The organism is Flavobacterium nackdongense (genome assembly GCF_004355225.1).
Taxonomy (GTDB): domain Bacteria; phylum Bacteroidota; class Bacteroidia; order Flavobacteriales; family Flavobacteriaceae; genus Flavobacterium; species Flavobacterium nackdongense.
The window spans coordinates 1,089,015-1,106,780 of the sequence record NZ_CP037933.1; the positions used below are offsets into that span (position 1 = coordinate 1,089,015).

The following is a 17,766-nucleotide window of genomic DNA, read 5'->3' on the forward strand; positions in this document are numbered from 1 at the left end:
GGTTTCATTTTCGAAATTTAAAAAGACTGCATCACAAATCAAATCGTGAAAACAGCCTTTTTTTTGTTAGTAAAGTACCTAAAAAATTATCATTCGATAGTCACAACTTTCTGATTAGAACGAGAATTATTTCTGATACTTTTATTTAATTGTTCATTTATAACTACGCAAAACAATACCTTTTGATTTTAAAAACAATGCTTAATTTTTAATTATTTTTAAGTTTTCAATACCCAACGAGTTATTTATTTTCAAAAAGTAGATTCCTGATTTGAAAGAACTCATATCGATAGTGTGTGTTGATTTTACAACATCTTCTAGCACTTTACGCCCTAAAACGTCTGTCAAAGTGATTTGGTTTTGGTCATCAAACAATTGTAATTGTAAACTATTTTCAACTGGGTTTGGATACGCCAATTGTTTGATTTCATAAGGATTTTCAACTCCCAATGAACAACTATTTCCGACAGTATACGAAAGATATTTTGTAACTGATAAACCTCCGGCAAAGGCAAATTTAACCGCATAACTAATCGTCGAACCTACTGTTTGTCCGCTGATAGTTTTAGTAAAAATTTTTCCTGAAACATTTGTCATCGATGTTTCTGCAAAAGGAGATTGTTTCCACAAATAAGCAATTACGCCCGTTTTATCATCCAGCAGTTCAAAAGTGATTTTCACATCTGTTCCGATGGTTTGGAAAGCATATTTATAACCAACAGAAAACGTGCCTTGTGAAGCTTCCGAAGCAGTTCCCGCACAATCTGTGTTGGTGTTTGCTGATGTTGTCGCATTAAGTACAATTGGATTATTGACAGCAACATTTCCAACTAAATCACTTGCCAACACACTAAAATTATAATTTGTATTTGGAGATAATCCAGTAATCAAAAAAGATTTTTGAACACCAGAAGCACTTGATGTTGAACTTGAATTTGCCCCATAAGCCACATTGTAAACTACCGTTCCCGAGTTATCATTAGCATTCAACAACAATTCGACAGAAGAACCGGTAATAGCTCCAATACTAGCTGTAAAGTTTGTAGGTGCTTGCGTATCATTAGTACTTCCGCAATTAGAACCAACTACATAACTTACATATTTTGTAACGGATAATCCGCCTGCATAAGCAAATTTGCAAGCATAATTGATGGTGGCCCCCATTGTTTGTCCAGTCAAAGTTGCAGTAAATATCTTCCCTGACACATTTACCATTTGTGTTTCACCGAAAGGAGATTGCTTCCATAAATAAGCAATAACTCCTGTTTTGTCGGTATCTAAAAGTTCAAATGTAACATAGACATTTGTTCCAACTGTTTCAAATGTAGATTTGTAACCAATAGAGAACGTTCCTTGTTGAGCCAGCTTAGATGTTTCGACGCAGACCATAGCGGCTGCAATAGTAACATTCACAATTTGCGATGTACTAATCGCTCCATTATTATCGGTTGCTTTTGCCGTAAGCGCATAAGTTCCCGCACTAGGATTCCAAGTTGCTGCATAAGGGGCTGAAGTATCTGAACTGATCAGCGTGCTACCTTGATAGAAATCTACTTGTTGAATGGTTCCGTCGAAATCACTAGCATTTGCTGTAATACTCACTGCTTTTCCCTCGGTAAATGTAGCATTATCTGCAGGTGTAACCAACGAAACCGTAGGTAATGCATTGGCTGTATTTGTTACCAAAATCAGTAATTCGTCGCTATCGGTGCGCAAATCAGGATTGGTTACAGTCAATTTTAAACTGTAAGTCCCTTCAACCAAACCATTAATAGTAGGATTTACTGCTGTTGCATCTGAGAATTGCACAGCCGAAGGTCCGTAATTTTGCGTCCATAAATAGGTTAATGGTTTCGCTTCAGATTCCGTACTTGCAGAACCATCAATTGCTGTGGTAGTTAAAGGTAAAATTACTTTTAAATTTGGGCCTGCGTTTGCTGTGGGATAACTATACGTTAAATCGCCTGTTCGCGCAAAAGTCATTTTGGCTAAGTTAAATTCACCTGAAGCAAAAACAACTCTCAATATATGTTCGCCAGGGGTTAATGGAATATTTGACACCGTTTTAGTAGCCCAAACATCCCAAGATGTTGTAGAACTTGAAGGAACGGTAATAGCAGTAGAAATGGCTTTCCCATCTAATTCCAAATGGAATGGTCCTCCGCCAGCCGCATTGCCTGAAGCATATCGAAAATCGAATGAGTACAAACCTGACTGAGCCACATTAACCGTATATTCGAGCCATTCTCCAGAGGCAATGTGACCTACTGTAGCTCCTTCAGCAACATTGCTTATTGCGTCAACAGCTTCATCCATTCTAAAATCGCCCAAATTAGCAGTGGTTCCATCCAAATAAGCTATGTTTTGCCCTTTTCCACCTTCAAAAGTATCGAATTTTCCTGCTTCAATTACCCCAGGAATTCCCCAAGCAGTTCCACCATAAGGCATTTGATTTCCAACAATAACATCCACACTATTAGTAACATTTAATTTAACTGTATCTTCGTATACTTTTGCATAAAAACTATGTACTCCTAATGTCAAATTCGTAGCGTTCCAAGTATAAGGAGCCGCTGTAGCTATGCCTAACGAGGTGGTGCCGTCCATAAACTCGACCTTGATTGGAGTTCCTCCTGAAGCAACTACATCCAATTTCACGCTGCCGTTAACGAACGCTTGTTGAAACGTAGTTGTTATTACTCCTGTTACTTTGCTATCCATACTGCTAACCATTTTTCGAGCAGGAACCGCTAATTGGTATCCTGTTGAAAAAGTAACTGTAATAGGCTGATCGGTATAGTTGTGTGCCACATAATTTGTTTTACCGTTTTGTGTAAATGCAGCCGCGATTGGAGAATTCGCTGTAATTGTGGCATCTACTCTTCCTAATGCATTCATTGCGTGCAACCAATGATAGGTTTGCGCGTCCGAAACACCAAATTTCAACTCTCTATTCGGATACGAGTTATACAATGAAATGGCTTTAGCGGGATTAATAAAAGCAAGATATTCCCACATAACATCGTGCCATAAATTTGCATTCACTTGGTTAGTAAGTATTCCTGTATTGGCTTCAATTTCATTCCAAAGTTTAGTAACATAAGCGGTATCTTGACCTAAATACAATGATCCTCCGTGAATTGGGTACAACTCAATACCGTAAGAGGCCGCAATATCTGCAGTCCAAAAAGTTCCATTATCAAAGCTATTTCCCCATACGCGAGAAACCAAACTGTATTGTTGTGAAGGTGGAAAATTACGTTCTTTTGTGTCTAACCAGTATTCATCAATCGCTGTTTGTTCAGTAGTATATAGGTAAATTCCTAAGTCACGAATGGCCTTATTTCCTGTAACTTCACCCCAATGAATCAAGGAAGAATTGAATTGCATGCTCTCAGAAGTAGATTCTTGGTCATTCCCTTGCGGAAAAGTAGCAAAGCCATTTGCCCAACAATGACCAGCATAAGGGCTAAAATTTCGCAAGTAAGGAAATAGCGCATCATTCCTATCAGTCGATGCTGCATCCCGAATCAGCAAATTAATCATTTCTCCATACTGTGCTGCCCATCCTGGTTGGTATTGTTCTAAAAATGAAGCTGCATGAATGAAATAACCCCAATGGAAATGATGATCATTAATATTGGTGTCTTGTCCGTGTCCGGCTGGATACCCTAGCATAGCAGACCAAGTAGTATTGTAGTAAAACAAAAAGGCAACTTCGCCTCCCTCAGCTTTCAACCAATCTTCAAGTCGTTCCTTGACGGTTGCAAGCATTTTGTCTCGCGCGGCTATATTCCCCATTTCGTCCGCAATTCTGGCCGTTTGTATTAATCGGTTCATTACTTGCCCTTCATTATAGGAATCCGTCCAAGTGGCCAAAGCATCGTTTTCGATACTGGCAATTTTTTCAGTCAAAGCTGTTGGAGTAAATCCGTCACTATAATTATCTACGTAAGGCAAAGTCGGTAAAATACCATGAAATTTATTTTCGACACTAAAACTGTTGCCATCCAGCGTTTTCATTTCGCCACGAATGGTTGCGTAACTGTATTTATTGGGCACAGGAGAATTAGCAGCTAAATTGTCCCATTGATGCGGAAGTAAACCAAGTAAAACATTGCTTTCAGTACCTTCTTTCACTTCAGTTATCACATTAAAATCGGTTCTCATTACCGAAGTACTTTCGTTGTAATTAAAACTTGAAGTTGTACTAGTTGGAAAAACGTAGGCATATTTTTTGTATTCATTCGCCACCGTAGTCACATTTGAAGCTGTTAGCGGAATAAACGCCATCGACCAGTAATTTTTTCCATTTAAAGTTGAAGTGTAAACACCTCCGTTTTGAGTCCAAGTACTACCCGTAGGAGCATAAACTGCAAAATCTGCACTATTTTTTGCGTTAACAATCACTAACATTTCATTGCTTATGGTAACGGTACCAGAATTTACGGTAACCTGTACAACATCAGTAGTTTTTTTGGTGAAATATAAAAAAGGCATTGCTATACCGGCGGTTGCCTGAAAATTACGGGTTCCGTCATTCCAATCCATAGTAACCGTCCAGTCTGAGTAATCAGAAACAGTAGTTTTAGTTGCTGCCATTCCTACCACGCTCATCACCACTGGCGACATATCATCAATAACTCCAGAGGGAATGTAAGAAACTACTAGTCCATTGGGAGTAGTTTTTAATGTATAAGGATAAGTAAAAAGGTTACTCGCTTGCGTTTCTTTGGCTAATTTTGACCACCAATCATTTGTTGGCACAGGTTTTCCTAGAGCAGCACCACTCAAATTGGGCGTTCCGGAAGGAAAACCATTTCTACCGGCAGCATCTGTTCCAGGGAAAGTTTTTGTATAACTTCCGCTTCCAACAGGAATCACTTGTGCACTTGAATCTAATGCGCATAAAAAACAAACCACAGCCGTTGCAAACAAAAAAATAATTCTACGTTTCATTATCATTTTAATCTAAATTTATTGTCATACTTTAAAATAGGCTCAAAATTGTTGCTATTCTTTAATAAATTTTGAAGTTGAATTTTTACCCTCGAAAGTCGTTGTTAAAAGGTAAACCCCTTTGGGCAATTCTTGAATCTGTAAAATAGCTTTAGTACTTTTGGGACATTTTGTCAAAACTTCTTGTCCAATGAGGTTATGAATTGATAGCTTTTGAATCATTTCATTTGCTTCAATCGTCAGTTGGTTTGAAGCTGGACTTAAATAAATAGTAACCTCTGGAATTGAAAAAGAAGGCGCCGAAAGCGAAGTCGAAAAGGCTACATCATCAAAATAATAGGTTGAATTTGGACCGCCGTCACCTTGTGCACCAAAATCAAAGAAAAAAACAATTTTATTATCATTATTGTTTACAGGAGGAAATAAAGTAGGAGAATTATAATCGAAAGTTAATTCTACCCACTCATTGGCTTTGGGAATAATGGCATCCGTTTCAAATGCACCTCCATCAAAATCTGTTGGACTACCTTCAAACTTTAATAATAGTTTTTTCCCTGCAACAGGAGCCCAAACTTTTACTTTAACTATTTTATTTGTTGAAAAATCAATTGGACCAGCCATTTGAATCACGCTTCCAGCAAAAGTTTCGCCTGGATTTTTTATCATCCTTACCACCTTTGAACTTGTGTTAATACCTGTTGGGTAAGGATTTGGCAAGATTGTAGTCGCACCGCCACCAAAATCAGAAAAAGAATATGACAAGGAAGAAGATTCAAAATTCAGAGGTAAAACAGGTAAATCTAAAATAGGTCCTGTTCCGATCGACTGTGTTACGTCGTCAAATAAATAAGTTGAATTTGGACTACCGTCCCCTTGGGTGCCAAAATCAAACATAAAAACAACTTGATTATTTACATTGTTAACAGCATCTGCTGAAAAATCAAAAGTTAATTCCTCCCACACATTAGCAGTTGTTATAGGCGATGATAGTTTTTGGAAAGAACCACCAGCTCCTTCAAACTTTAACAAAAGCTTTATACCTGCAACAGGAGAAAATACTTTTATTTTAAATATTCTTTTTGTGGTAAAATCGATTGGTGCTGCCATTGTAATTTTACTTCCTGCCCAGACTTTTCCGGGCCCTTTAACAAGTTGCATAACCGTTGCGCTGGTATTTATTCCAGAAATTTGGGGATTTGGAATCTTTGTTGCCACACCACCATCAAAATCAGTAAATGGATAGTTTATTGTTGTTGATTCAAAATCTAGTGGGAAATTTTGTGCAAATCCCAATGAAAATAGTAGACAAAAAACTACTGTTGCGAAAGTTTTCATTTGCAATTCTTTTTTATTTAGTGCTTTATAGAGCGGGTTTATTTACTACGGAATAATTGCAAGTAGTCGTTACAATTAAATTTTAATTCTTTATAATTTTCAAGTTTTCAATACCCAACGAGTTGTTAATTTTCAAAAAGTAAACTCCCGATTTGAAAGCACTCATATCGATAGTATGATTTGATTTTACTGCCTCTTCAAGCACTTTACGACCCAAAATATCGGTCAAAGTAATATGGTTTTCGTCGTCTGCTAATTGCAATTGCAAGCTGTTCCCAACTGGATTTGGATAGGCAAATTGTTTTATTTCGGAAGGATTTTCCACTCCTAACGAACAACTGCTGCCAACGACATAGGATAGATATTTGGTAACCGACAATCCTCCAGCGAAAGCAAATTTACAGGCATAATTGATGGTCGAACCATTGGTTTGTCCCGCAATAGTTTGAGTAAATATTTTCCCTGAAACGTTTGTCATCGGAGTTTCTGCGAAAGGACTTTGTCGCCACAAATAAGCGATAACGCCAGTTTTGTCTGCATCCAGTAATTCAAAAGTAATCTTTACATCTGTCCCAATGGTTTCAAAGGCATATTTGTAGCCTGTGGAGAAAGGAGTTCCTTGAGAAGATTGTGTATCTGTCCCTGAACATTGCAAAATTGTATTCGTGGTTGCATTCAGCGCAATGGGATTATTAAGAGCTGCATTTCCAGTAGCATCCGTCGCACTAACATTGAAAGTATAATTGGTGTTTTGAGATAAATTGGATATCACCAAGGATTTTATATTACCCGAAGGACTAAAAGTCGAGGCTGTACCATTTGTTCCGTAAGTCACATTATAAGTTACATTTCCTGAATCATCGGTCGCCTTCAACAATAATTCAACTGAAGAACCTGATATTGTTCCAACCGATGCAGTGAAATTTGCAGGAGCTTGGGTATCCGGCGTAGTATTTTGGTACACACGCACATAATCAATATCCATAGCAGTTTGAGTGAAACTTGGATCTATTGGCCCAGCAACACCACCCATTGCAATATTCAACAATAAATACTGCTCCTTATCGAATGGCCAAGTATTTGCATCCTTAACAGCAGGATTGTAGGTATAAAAAACTACATTGTCTACTAAAAAAGAAATTTGGTTGGGCGACCAATTCATCGAATAAATATGATAATTATTGGCAATATTATCGCCAACGACCACACCTCCAATGTTGACAGTATTACCTGAAGAAGATGGTGTATGAAGCGCACTTTGAATATAATTATCGGGTTGCGAACGTGTAATACCGTGTTCTAAAATGTCTATTTCGCCACAAGCAGGCCAATTTGCTGTGCCATAAAGCGCATCAAAATAACCTCCATCTTCATTTACATTTTTACCAAGCATCCATAAAGCGGGCCAAGTTCCGGCGTCTTTTGGAATTTTTGCGCGAATATCGACACGACCGTACAAAAAGGTAAATTTAGAATTCAATCTGGCGGAAGTATACGCTTTAGTCACACTCTGATTGGTATAGGTTTCTTTTTTGGCGACTATTTTCAAACTCCCATTATCCACATAAGAGTTATCAACCCTATCGGTATAATGTTGTACTTCACCATTGAACCAACTGCCTCCCGCGGGCAATTGGGTTTGATGAAACCAATTAGTCGCATTCACTGTTCCACTGGTTGTAAACTCATCAGACCATACCAAATCTTTATAGACTACATCAACTTGTGCAAGGCTGCATTGATGAATCAAAAGTAAAATAAATACAAATTTAGGTAGTAATTTTATCATTCGTTATCTTTGGTTTTTTAATTTTTCACGTTTGTCCCAGATTCCCCAATAGGCTCCCACTTCACCCTCTGGTCCTACTTTCCACGATTCGTCGAAAGAGGAAAAATAAAACATTTCAATTTCATTTTGTTTGGACCAATTTTGTGCATCAATAAAATATTTCATAGCACTTTCTTTGGATGCAACAGCCCCTTTCAGAAAACCACCTTGGCTTGGCCAACCTGTTTCGGTGATTATAATTCTCTTGTTTCCACCGGCATATTTAGCTGATTCAAACATACTTTTCATGTGATTGAACGAATATTCAATAGGACAACCTTCCCAATACGGATAGCAATTAGTCAGAATCACATCGCAGGCTTCTGTAATTCTAGGACGGTGAGAAAATTCATAATAGGCATCGACATAACCTAAAGGTACGGTGTTGGGTATTGCATTTCGTACTCTGTCGATAAATTCCAAAAGTTCGTCTTCGGTTAAATCCTTGCGATACATTACCTCGTTACCTACTGCTGCAACATCGACAAACCCATCGTTTGCCAATTGAATAAGTCCTTCTATTTCTTTTTCATTGACCTCAGGATCATCACCTAACCAAGCACCAACTAATGTTTTTATGCCAAACTCGTGCGCAATTTTCGGGATGAACTCATTCCCTTCCGTACACGAAAAAGAACGCACCCATTGGGTATAAGGCGCAATTATTTTCATTCTGCGTCGCACCTGCTCTTCTGAAATAATATCCCCTGGTTTTTGTCCATCTTCGTATAAACTGAAACAAACACCGTGCATTCCGTTTTCTAAAGTTTCTCGCCATATTTTGGCTAGTTCTTTTGCACTTAATTCTGAAATTTGAATTTCTTTATAATTGTCCTGAAATAAAGCTCGATTTGTAGCATCTGCTAAAGAAAAATTATGACCTTCTCTGTATGACATGATTTTTTATTTTTTAAATTTTAAATTTTCATTTTTATCCCAAATTCCCCAACCGGCACCAACTTCTCCTTCTTGTTTAATTTTCCAAGATTCGTCGAAAGAGGAAAAATAGAACAAATCTATATTCTGGCTTTTGGCCCATTCTTGCACACTTATAAAATATTTCATTGCATTGACTTGGGATGGTGCGGCCATTTCTACAGTTTCTCCCACCGTTGGCCAGCCCGTTTCGGTTATGATAACTTTTTTTCCTTTGGCTATTTCCTTTGTAAACCCAATCATTCTGCTTAAATAATTCAAAGCATAGTCTGCTGAAGCTCCTTCCCAGAACGGGTAACAATTCGCTAAAATTAAATCACAAGCATCTACCAAAGCCGGTCTATCCAAAAATTGATAATAAGCATCTACAGAACCTACAGGAATTGATGCAGGAATAGCAGCTCGAACTCTTTCGATATATCCTATTAATTCTTGTTCCGATATTTCCCCGCGATGCAGCACTTCATTTCCTACGGCTGCAACACTCACTACACCAGCCTTCGCCAAGGAAATAAGGGATTGAATTTCCTTTTCATTTCGATCTTTGTCATCGCTAATCCAGGCTCCTACTATGGATTGTATTCCTTTTTCCTTTGCGATTTCAGGAATTAATTCATTTCCTTTGGTAGCGGAAAATGTTCTAATCCATTTGGTATGTGGCGCTATAATATCGAGTTTTCTGCGTATTTGCTTGTCGGTAACCACATCGTTGGTATCTTGGCCTTCAGCATAGGGACTGAAACATAAACCGTGCAAACCATGCTGTAAGATTTCTGAATATTGGGTTTTGATTTCCGCCTCCGTTTTTGTACTTAAATCCAAACCGATGATGCTATTCAACGATTTATTGTCTAAGTCTAAGGAAAGTAATTTACCAGGTAAATAAGCTGAAGATTGCTTTTTCTGAGCTTTTCTTTTTTGCAATAGAGCGCTTATTTCTATCGCTTTGGCTTCATCGACATCATAATCATTCATTACCCACATCGCACCGAGCGTACCAAGAATTGGAATAAGAGAGAAAAATATTCTTAACCAAAACATCGTCTGATCTGACTGAGTGGCCGCATTTGGGACAAAATCAACCAAGGAATAAATTAATCCGGTTAATAATCCCGCCACAGCAAGTCCGAATTTTACCATCCACCAATAAATCGCGCCTAAACTGCCTTCTCTTCTTTTGCCGGTGTTCAATTCATCTATATCAATTACATCAGATGTCATCGACATCATCAGGGTAAATAAACTCCCAATACCAAAAGAAAAAAATGGCAAGGCAAACAAAAACAAGTAGGGTTTACCGGGAATGAAAAGTAACCAAAGTAAAACATATCCCAAAATCGAGATCCCCTGCGAAAGAATAAATGCCTTCTTCTTACCCATTGTTTTAGATAATTTTGCAACAACAGGGATGACCATCACGGTGGTGATCAGTGCTCCAACACTTCCAAAAAGAGTTGGCCATAATCCGAACCCATCTTCATTTCCCTTAAACAAATAGTATTTAATAATAAAATAGGAAAAACCTGCGGTAGTATTGAAAGCGTTGAAAATTAAAAAGGTAGCTATACAAAGTTTTCGGAATGGTTTTATTTCAACAGAAGCTTTAAGACCCTCCTTAATTTCGCCAAAACTATTGAGAATTCCCTTAAGAGAAATGGAACCGTAATTTTCATTTAAAGTAGATTTACTCGGAATAAAAAATGCTGGAATGGCTGCCATAATAGCGCACGCAATTGCTACATAAACCGCCAAAGTTCTTACCGCTACATCACCCGAGGGAAATAGGGTCTTGTCTGCCATTATAACCCAAAACCAGGGCGCCACTACCCAAGCTAATTGACCAATCAATTGAGCAGTAGCCATAATATTAGTACGCTCGTGAAAGTTATCACTCATTTCGTAGCCCATAGCTACATAAGGAATGCTAAAAATGGTAAGCCCCGTATAGAAGAACAACGAAACAATTAAAAAGTGGATAAAATTATAGGTTACGCCATCACTTGCATACAATTGCCACATAAAAGCGAAAGAAACGCCGAGGATTACGGCACCTGCCAAAACATATTGTCTTCTTCTTCCCCATTTAGATCTCGTATTGTCACTTATATAGCCCATGATAAGGTCTAAAATGGCATCGTAAAATTTTGGAAGAAAGGCTACTAAACCAAGCATCCAACCTGCAAAGCCTAGATTTTGTATTAAAACAACGGTAAAAATTCCTAACATTGCCGGGAACATTTGATTGGCTAACATACCTATTCCAAAAGCGACTTTTTGACCCATTGGAACTTTTTCCGTTGTATGTGAGGTAGTATTTGACATAGTAATATTGGTTTTAGTTAATTATTTTGGTTTTCAAGGTTTTATTACAATGGTTTGAAGTGCTTTGGCATTAATTGAAATAGTTACCTTTTTATTATTCTGATTGATTTCTATAGCGATTTCTTGGTCAGTAGGATTGAAAATTACGACTGCTGTACTTCCGTCAGGATTTTTCACCGCTGTAGCCATCAAATCTTTATTAGTGATTTGGCAGCCAATTTTAACGGCTCCTGGTCGCATAAATTTGCTGAAATGCGCCATCGTATAATACAAGGGTGTGAAATAAACCTCATCTTTTTCAGGATCGACAATTACAGGCGCTACACACCAATTTTTGAACCAATTAGGTCCTCCTTGTTTGTCTAAAACCATATTCCAATCGACCCAACCATCGACCCAATTGTTCAAACAACCAATGATATCAGTGGCATAACGATTGACAGGAGCGTATTTTGGGTGCAAATGTTTGTCTTTTTCAGAGGCCCAATCCCAACCCCAATCGGTGGCTTCTTTTTTCCAATACCAAGCATCATCATTCCAATGTGGGATTTCCGAATCGACACAAGCTTCGGTTTGAATTAAATACTTATTGGGCGCTTTTTTATGAGCGTATTGCAAGGCGTCAGGCAAATAATCATAAGTACTCTCGTACCAATGTATGGCCGTTCCCGCAAAATATTTTGACGATTTTTCGTCTTTAAACATTTCATCTACCCATTCAGGTAAACCCGCTCTGTTTTGGTCGTAGCCTAAAATTTTTACTTTCCCCCAACCATCTTTCTCCAATTTTGGCCCAAGATGATTCTGAACAAAATCGGTCATTTCCTTGGGAGAAAAAAGCGTACTCTCCCAGTTGTTGCCATTGCCGTGCGGCTCATTGATGACGGTAACTCCCCAAATAGCAATTCCTTGTTTTTTATATGCTTCTAAATATTTTGAAAAATACAAAGCAAATGTGTCATTGAACTCAGGCAATAATTTTCCGCCAACATATTTCTTATTGTCTTTCATCCAAGGTGGCGATGTCCAAGGCGAGGCAATGATATTAAACCCTTCTTTCGAAATGGCTTTGGCTTCCAAAATCATTGGAATCAAATCCGATTGATCATCTTCGATAGTGAAATGTTTCAATTCTAAATCATTTTCTACTTTGGCGTAGGTATAATTACTGAGGGAGAAATCACAAGACGCAATGTGCGTTCTGGTCAGTGAATATTTTGCACCCTTTTCGCTAAAATAAGCTTCCAGAATTTTTTTACGGTTTGCCGCACTCAATCGATTGAGCAAAGAAGCAGAAGCCTCCGTAAACGACCCTCCAAAACCGGTGATAGTTTGAAATTTTTCCGTTGGATTTAAGGTAACAACCGCAGCGTTTTTTGCTTCGGAAAACGTAGTAATTTTTTTTAAGGAATTCCCAGAAGCCGAGGTTTCATAAACATCGGTTTTTAATTCTTGTGCCATTATACTTTTATTCATTGAAAAGGTGATACAAAAAAGAAATACTAAAACTTGGAGACGATTTTTTAGGAATAAATTTTTCATCACTATATTATTTTATTTGTAAGGTTGGAGGTGTTTTGACATCCTCCCACAAGGCTTTACTATCGCCATTATAGGTTTTGGTAATGGGTTTTCCATCGCGAGTCAATTTTTTGAAAACTCCTCGATCGACCAAATCCCAGAGCGCAAACTTGGCTTGTCCTTGCAAATTGATTAATCCAAAATGATTTTCAGAACCTTGAGGATTTCCGCTGTCTTTCCACTGCTCGTCAAATGCTTCAAAGTGAAAAAGTGATATTCCTTCTTTGTTGCTCCATTCACGCATTAATCTATAATACTCCGCCGATTTGTATTCGTCGGTCGCTTTCGAACCTGAATTTCCGTACAAATCACTCGCCAAAGTGGCCCAACCTGTTTCTCCGATGGCAATCGGTTTCTGAACTCCCAAGGATTTCATATAATTAGAAACACCTCTATACTGATTGATAGCATAATCGCGCGCTCGAACCATTGCAGCATCAATTTTTTGCTTGTCCGATAATTGCATTTCACTTTCTAAAACGCCCCAAAACACAGGATGATAATGCGTATCGTGCATCGGATAAGTGTGCATCGAAATATAATCGACTGCTTGTATGAGCTGTTTCAAATCTTCTACATGATATTCATTGTCACCACCTCCCCAAGAAGCAAAATTGTCGGAACTGGTAACCCAAAGCGTTGCGGGCAATTTTTGCTCTTTCTTTAAATTTTGCAAATGGTTGACCCATTTCAGGATAATGGCGGGTTCTACATAATAACTGGCCGCCCATTTCACCATCGCTTCGTTTCCAACGGCGATAATCTTGATAATCTCCGGATATTCGTTGGCCAATCGTACTGCCTCGGCAATTTCAACAGCATTGCGTTCACTTTCCACATTATGAATAGGCTGCAGCGCGGTCCAAGCATTTTTGCAATCGATCCAAGCGCCTAGCATCACATACATTTCAAAGCGGGAATCCTCTTTTTTTAATTCTCTAATGGCTACTAATAAATTCGAAACTTCTTTGTTGTGTACATTATAGGTTCTCAGCACTTTGATATTCATTGCAGCAAGTAGTCGCAAATCCTCTTTCAACTGTGCAATTGTGGGTTCAATATCTCTAGATTTTTCCCGAAATCCACCATAACAAATGGCTTGATACTTTGGATTTCCTATAATGTTCTCGGCGGTTATTTCAGTTTCTTTTTTTGAATTCATAAGCTGGCTACTACACGAAAATGATAGTGTAATTATTGAAAAAAGTAATACAAATTTTAATATTTTGTTCATTTACTTAAATGTTAATACTGACTTTAACTTGGCTAATTTCTCCGCTGCGGTGGAAGATGTGCTGACTCAAATCGTGACTTAAGGTCAAGGAAGAAATAGTTTCCAAATTGCCATTTTTAAACAGCACTTCGATTTGATTTCGGTCGTCTATCGAATAAATAACTGGCACTTGACAAACGGTAAATGCCAAACTTCCTTTATCCAATTTTAAGGAATAGGTATTGCTTTGTAAATCATTAAAAGTAACCGTTTCCTCTTGTTGCAGAAATTGATTTTTGTTCAACAAAGCAGGCTCAAAAGTTAGCATACCTTCTTTTACATTAATCCCTAATTCCCCTTTTCTGGTAAGAATATCTTCTTTTACTTGCCCTGTCATTCCCGGCTGTTGCGCTCCGCGATGCGAAGGTGTGTGTGAGTATGGATCGGTTGGAAATGCACCATAGACTTCTGGCGATTTGTGAACTCCGATTCCTGCTCCAATTTGCTCATAATGTGCCGATAGAGCAGCAATTACCGTAGTATCAGCTTTTTCTTGATAGGCTTTTTCGATGACTTCTAAAACGGCTAAATGCAATTTTGAAACCATGTGCCAATATATGGAACCCAATCCTTCGTACCCAAAGAAAGTTCCAGACCTTCCGGTAAACGCTTTGTGATTGAAAACTTCTTCAAAAATTTGCAGCACAAATTCAGATTCTTTTTCCACCAAATCACGGTATTGCGCTCGTTTATGAAGTTGTTCGAGGGCCGCTTTCAAATCATTGGCATTATGGAAATTTCCATTGAAATGATACTCCCCTTTGCAATCCATATTGACTAATGCACTATTCGAATCAGCCAATAACTGAGTCAATAAAGTTGATTTTTCAATACTCGCTTTTGGAATATTATTTTTTTCTAAGAATTTCGGCAAGTCTTTATTTGGATACAAAATATAACTGTTTTGATCGGAACGATACAAAGCACTATTTCGTAAAGCATCTAAAATTTGTAAAGATTCATTGGCATTCAGATAGCCCGAACTTAAAGCGGCTACTTGTCCTTCAAGCATTTCGCTCAAGTTTGAAACCACTATTTCATCTCCTTTTAAAGTCATCAAATTGTAGGCTTGATACAAATGATCCGGTCTTTGATTGGCACGGATTGTGTGTTCTATAAAGTCTAAAGCTACGTTCGCAAAGGTTTTCAAACCCGCCATAGAATGCGTTCTTTTCTTGCCCCAAAATCCGCTGTTATACACCTGCAAACGGTAGTCAGAAGCTGCTTTTCCTAAACGGTCTGTAATACTTCTGCGGGATTTATTGTTAATTTTTCCTGATAATAAGTGTTTGTTTTCTACCAAACAATCTCTCACTTCGTGGTAGAATTCAACCATTTCATTCGAAATTTTGATAGTCTCCAACTCGGATGAATCCAAAATGTTTTGGAATACTTTCAAAAATCGATGCAAATAGCACAAGGTTACCATTGAAACTCCATTTCCAACCAAAGCATTATTGGCGTCATTCCATTCGGGACGTTGGGTATTCATCCAAATTCCGCCTTCAGGAATAAAGTTGGACATTTTAGCCAAAACCGTCGCCAAGATTTTTTCGATGAAATTGACATGATAAATTTCATTGTTATTGTCTCGAAATAGAGCTCCATCGGCGCCAATTTTTTTGCGTTCGGCATTGATTTTTTTCTCCCAACTGTGACTGTATTCTATGGTGTCTTTCGGGTTTTTCAAGATATCTTGATACGCTTTTATGGTATAAGGAACGGCGGCATAAACAAAACAATCTTTTTCAAAATAAGAGTTTAACTTTCCTGGATTGTATTTTTCGATAAACTCTAAAAATTTCAACAAATAAATAATTTGATGATCGCCCCAATAGCCAATGTAGGACCAAGGATTATCGGGTTCAATAGCTTCCCAATCGAATCCGCTTTTGGTCACTCGATACGGATTATAGCCATCGAATGTCGATGCGTTAAGGAATTTATGAATCATTCCTTCGATAAAATTGGGATAGGCATAGGCCAAGGCTTCCCAGTTTTGAAAAATATCGCGCCAATTTCCTTCGTAATCCAAGATTTTGGAACCATCAACTTCACTGCGAGTATTGATAGAGAATTTATTCCAAGGGCGACTCGGATCTCCATGTCGGCGACTGAATTTTAAGGGTAAATATTCGGTACAAAGTCGCACTAAATCTTCATCTTTATGTTTTGCGACCAAATCAAGCAAATCGACATAGGAAAACTCGTCTTTCAAATTTTGGATAAAATCTTGATTTTTTTCAAACACCAGACTATTCGCTTTGGCTAAATACTGCGTAAAATCATTTTTCCCAATTTGGTAATTATCATCAAAAATACCTCCTCGCATAATGTTGAAAAGCGTGTTGGCAAAATGACGGGAATCAATAAATTTATCGGCTGTAAATTGCAAACCATCCGCCGAAGCGCTCAAGGCAATTAGATTTTGCTTGCCCAATTCTATATCCTCATTGACCTGTCTTTCGAGTGTTTTGTCGTGAACTATCGATTCGCAAAGTTGGATGACCTGCGATTGATTTTGATTGACATTGGCAATGATATTCCAGCCCTCCGTGGATTTAGCAGGTAAATACAATTCGTTAGAAATAAAATAAGCTCCTTTCTCGCCTTTTATATCGGTTTCATTGGTGATTTTTTCTAATTTTCTAAACCCTGGAATTTGCTTAGACGATAATAAATAGGTTGGATTATTCATTCTTAACGACCAAACCACATTGGCTTTGAGTGCTTCACTGGGCTCTGCTTTATCAACAATTATGGCACTTAGAGCAAAAATTCCCAAGCCGCTTTCTGCATGCAATTCGGTTCTTTTGTAGGCATCAACCAGATTGCTGGTGCTGGATTGCAAATCGCTGTTTACCCCTTGCGGCATAATATTTTGCAGACCGTCTAAAACTGTAATTGAATAATCAACCTCAGCATCGTTGATGATTTCCGATTTTTTTACAAAACCGAAGCGATTACTGGAATTCCATTGGTATCGAAAGGTCAGTTTCAAATCATTGTGAATTTCTTCGAAAATGACTTTGTTTCCGTAAAAGTTTTTGTAAATATTCCGAGTCAGGTTGTAGTTTTGATTGAACCGTTCTGAGAAAGGTTCCCATACCATAATTTCATCCTGAAAACGGATTTGAAAAATCGATTTACTACCTGTAATATCAGCAAATTCAGTGATTTTATCGTCGGTATAATACGGAAAAAGAGCAAACTCGGCGTTTTTTCTTCCAGCCGAAAGTCCGCCATTACTTGAAATAAACATCCAATGATCGGAATCACTGACGATGCTCATAAAAAAAGGACGCATCTTGTCGCAGTTGGAAATTTTATAGAATTGTTCTCCTTCTAAAGTGGTTATATCAATTGATACAGATTTATTATTGCTTTCCATTCGGTATTCGTTTTTGAGCTTTTAATGTGCTCATTATTATAGAAATAAAAATTAGTAAAAACTTGTAAATTCAATACTTTGGGTAAGTATTAAGTGATCAAAAAATCAACTTTTGATTTTGCCCCATTCGAAATGTATTCG

General features: G+C 37.9%; 8 protein-coding genes. All 8 read right to left on the minus strand.

Going from position 1 to position 17,766, the window contains the following annotated elements; all coding sequences use genetic code 11:
• Nucleotides 1–201: 201 nt before the first annotated feature.
• A complete protein-coding gene (locus tag E1750_RS04315; protein WP_227873958.1) occupies nt 202–4,959 on the minus strand; it encodes a glycosyl hydrolase in 4,758 nt (1,585 codons plus the stop codon).
• Between the two features lie 54 nt (nt 4,960–5,013).
• On the minus strand, nt 5,014–6,294 hold the full coding sequence (locus tag E1750_RS04320; RefSeq protein ID WP_133275589.1) for a T9SS type A sorting domain-containing protein: 1,281 nt from the start codon (nt 6,292–6,294) through the stop codon (nt 5,014–5,016).
• 82 nt (nt 6,295–6,376) lie between these two features.
• A complete protein-coding gene (locus tag E1750_RS04325) occupies nt 6,377–8,083 on the minus strand; it encodes a family 16 glycosylhydrolase (protein ID WP_133275590.1) in 1,707 nt (568 codons plus the stop codon).
• Nucleotides 8,084–8,086: 3 nt separating this feature from the next.
• On the minus strand, nt 8,087–9,019 hold the full coding sequence (locus E1750_RS04330; protein WP_133275591.1) for a glycoside hydrolase family 17 protein: 933 nt from the start codon (nt 9,017–9,019) through the stop codon (nt 8,087–8,089).
• A gap of 6 nt (nt 9,020–9,025) precedes the next feature.
• Nucleotides 9,026–11,380: an MFS transporter gene (locus E1750_RS04335; protein ID WP_227873959.1), complete on the minus strand. Its 2,355-nt coding sequence runs from the start codon at nt 11,378–11,380 to the stop codon at nt 9,026–9,028.
• A 33-nt stretch (nt 11,381–11,413) separates the two neighbouring features.
• Nucleotides 11,414–12,841 (minus strand): glycoside hydrolase family 30 protein, encoded by a 1,428-nt coding sequence (locus E1750_RS04340; protein ID WP_227873960.1) that lies wholly within the window; start codon nt 12,839–12,841, stop codon nt 11,414–11,416.
• 88 nt (nt 12,842–12,929) lie between these two features.
• Complete coding sequence (locus E1750_RS04345) at nt 12,930–14,195, minus strand: glycoside hydrolase family 17 protein (RefSeq protein WP_165698007.1); 1,266 nt, start codon at nt 14,193–14,195, stop codon at nt 12,930–12,932.
• Nucleotides 14,196–14,199: 4 nt separating this feature from the next.
• Complete coding sequence (locus E1750_RS04350) at nt 14,200–17,625, minus strand: hypothetical protein (protein WP_133275594.1); 3,426 nt, start codon at nt 17,623–17,625, stop codon at nt 14,200–14,202.
• Nucleotides 17,626–17,766: the final 141 nt, after the last annotated feature.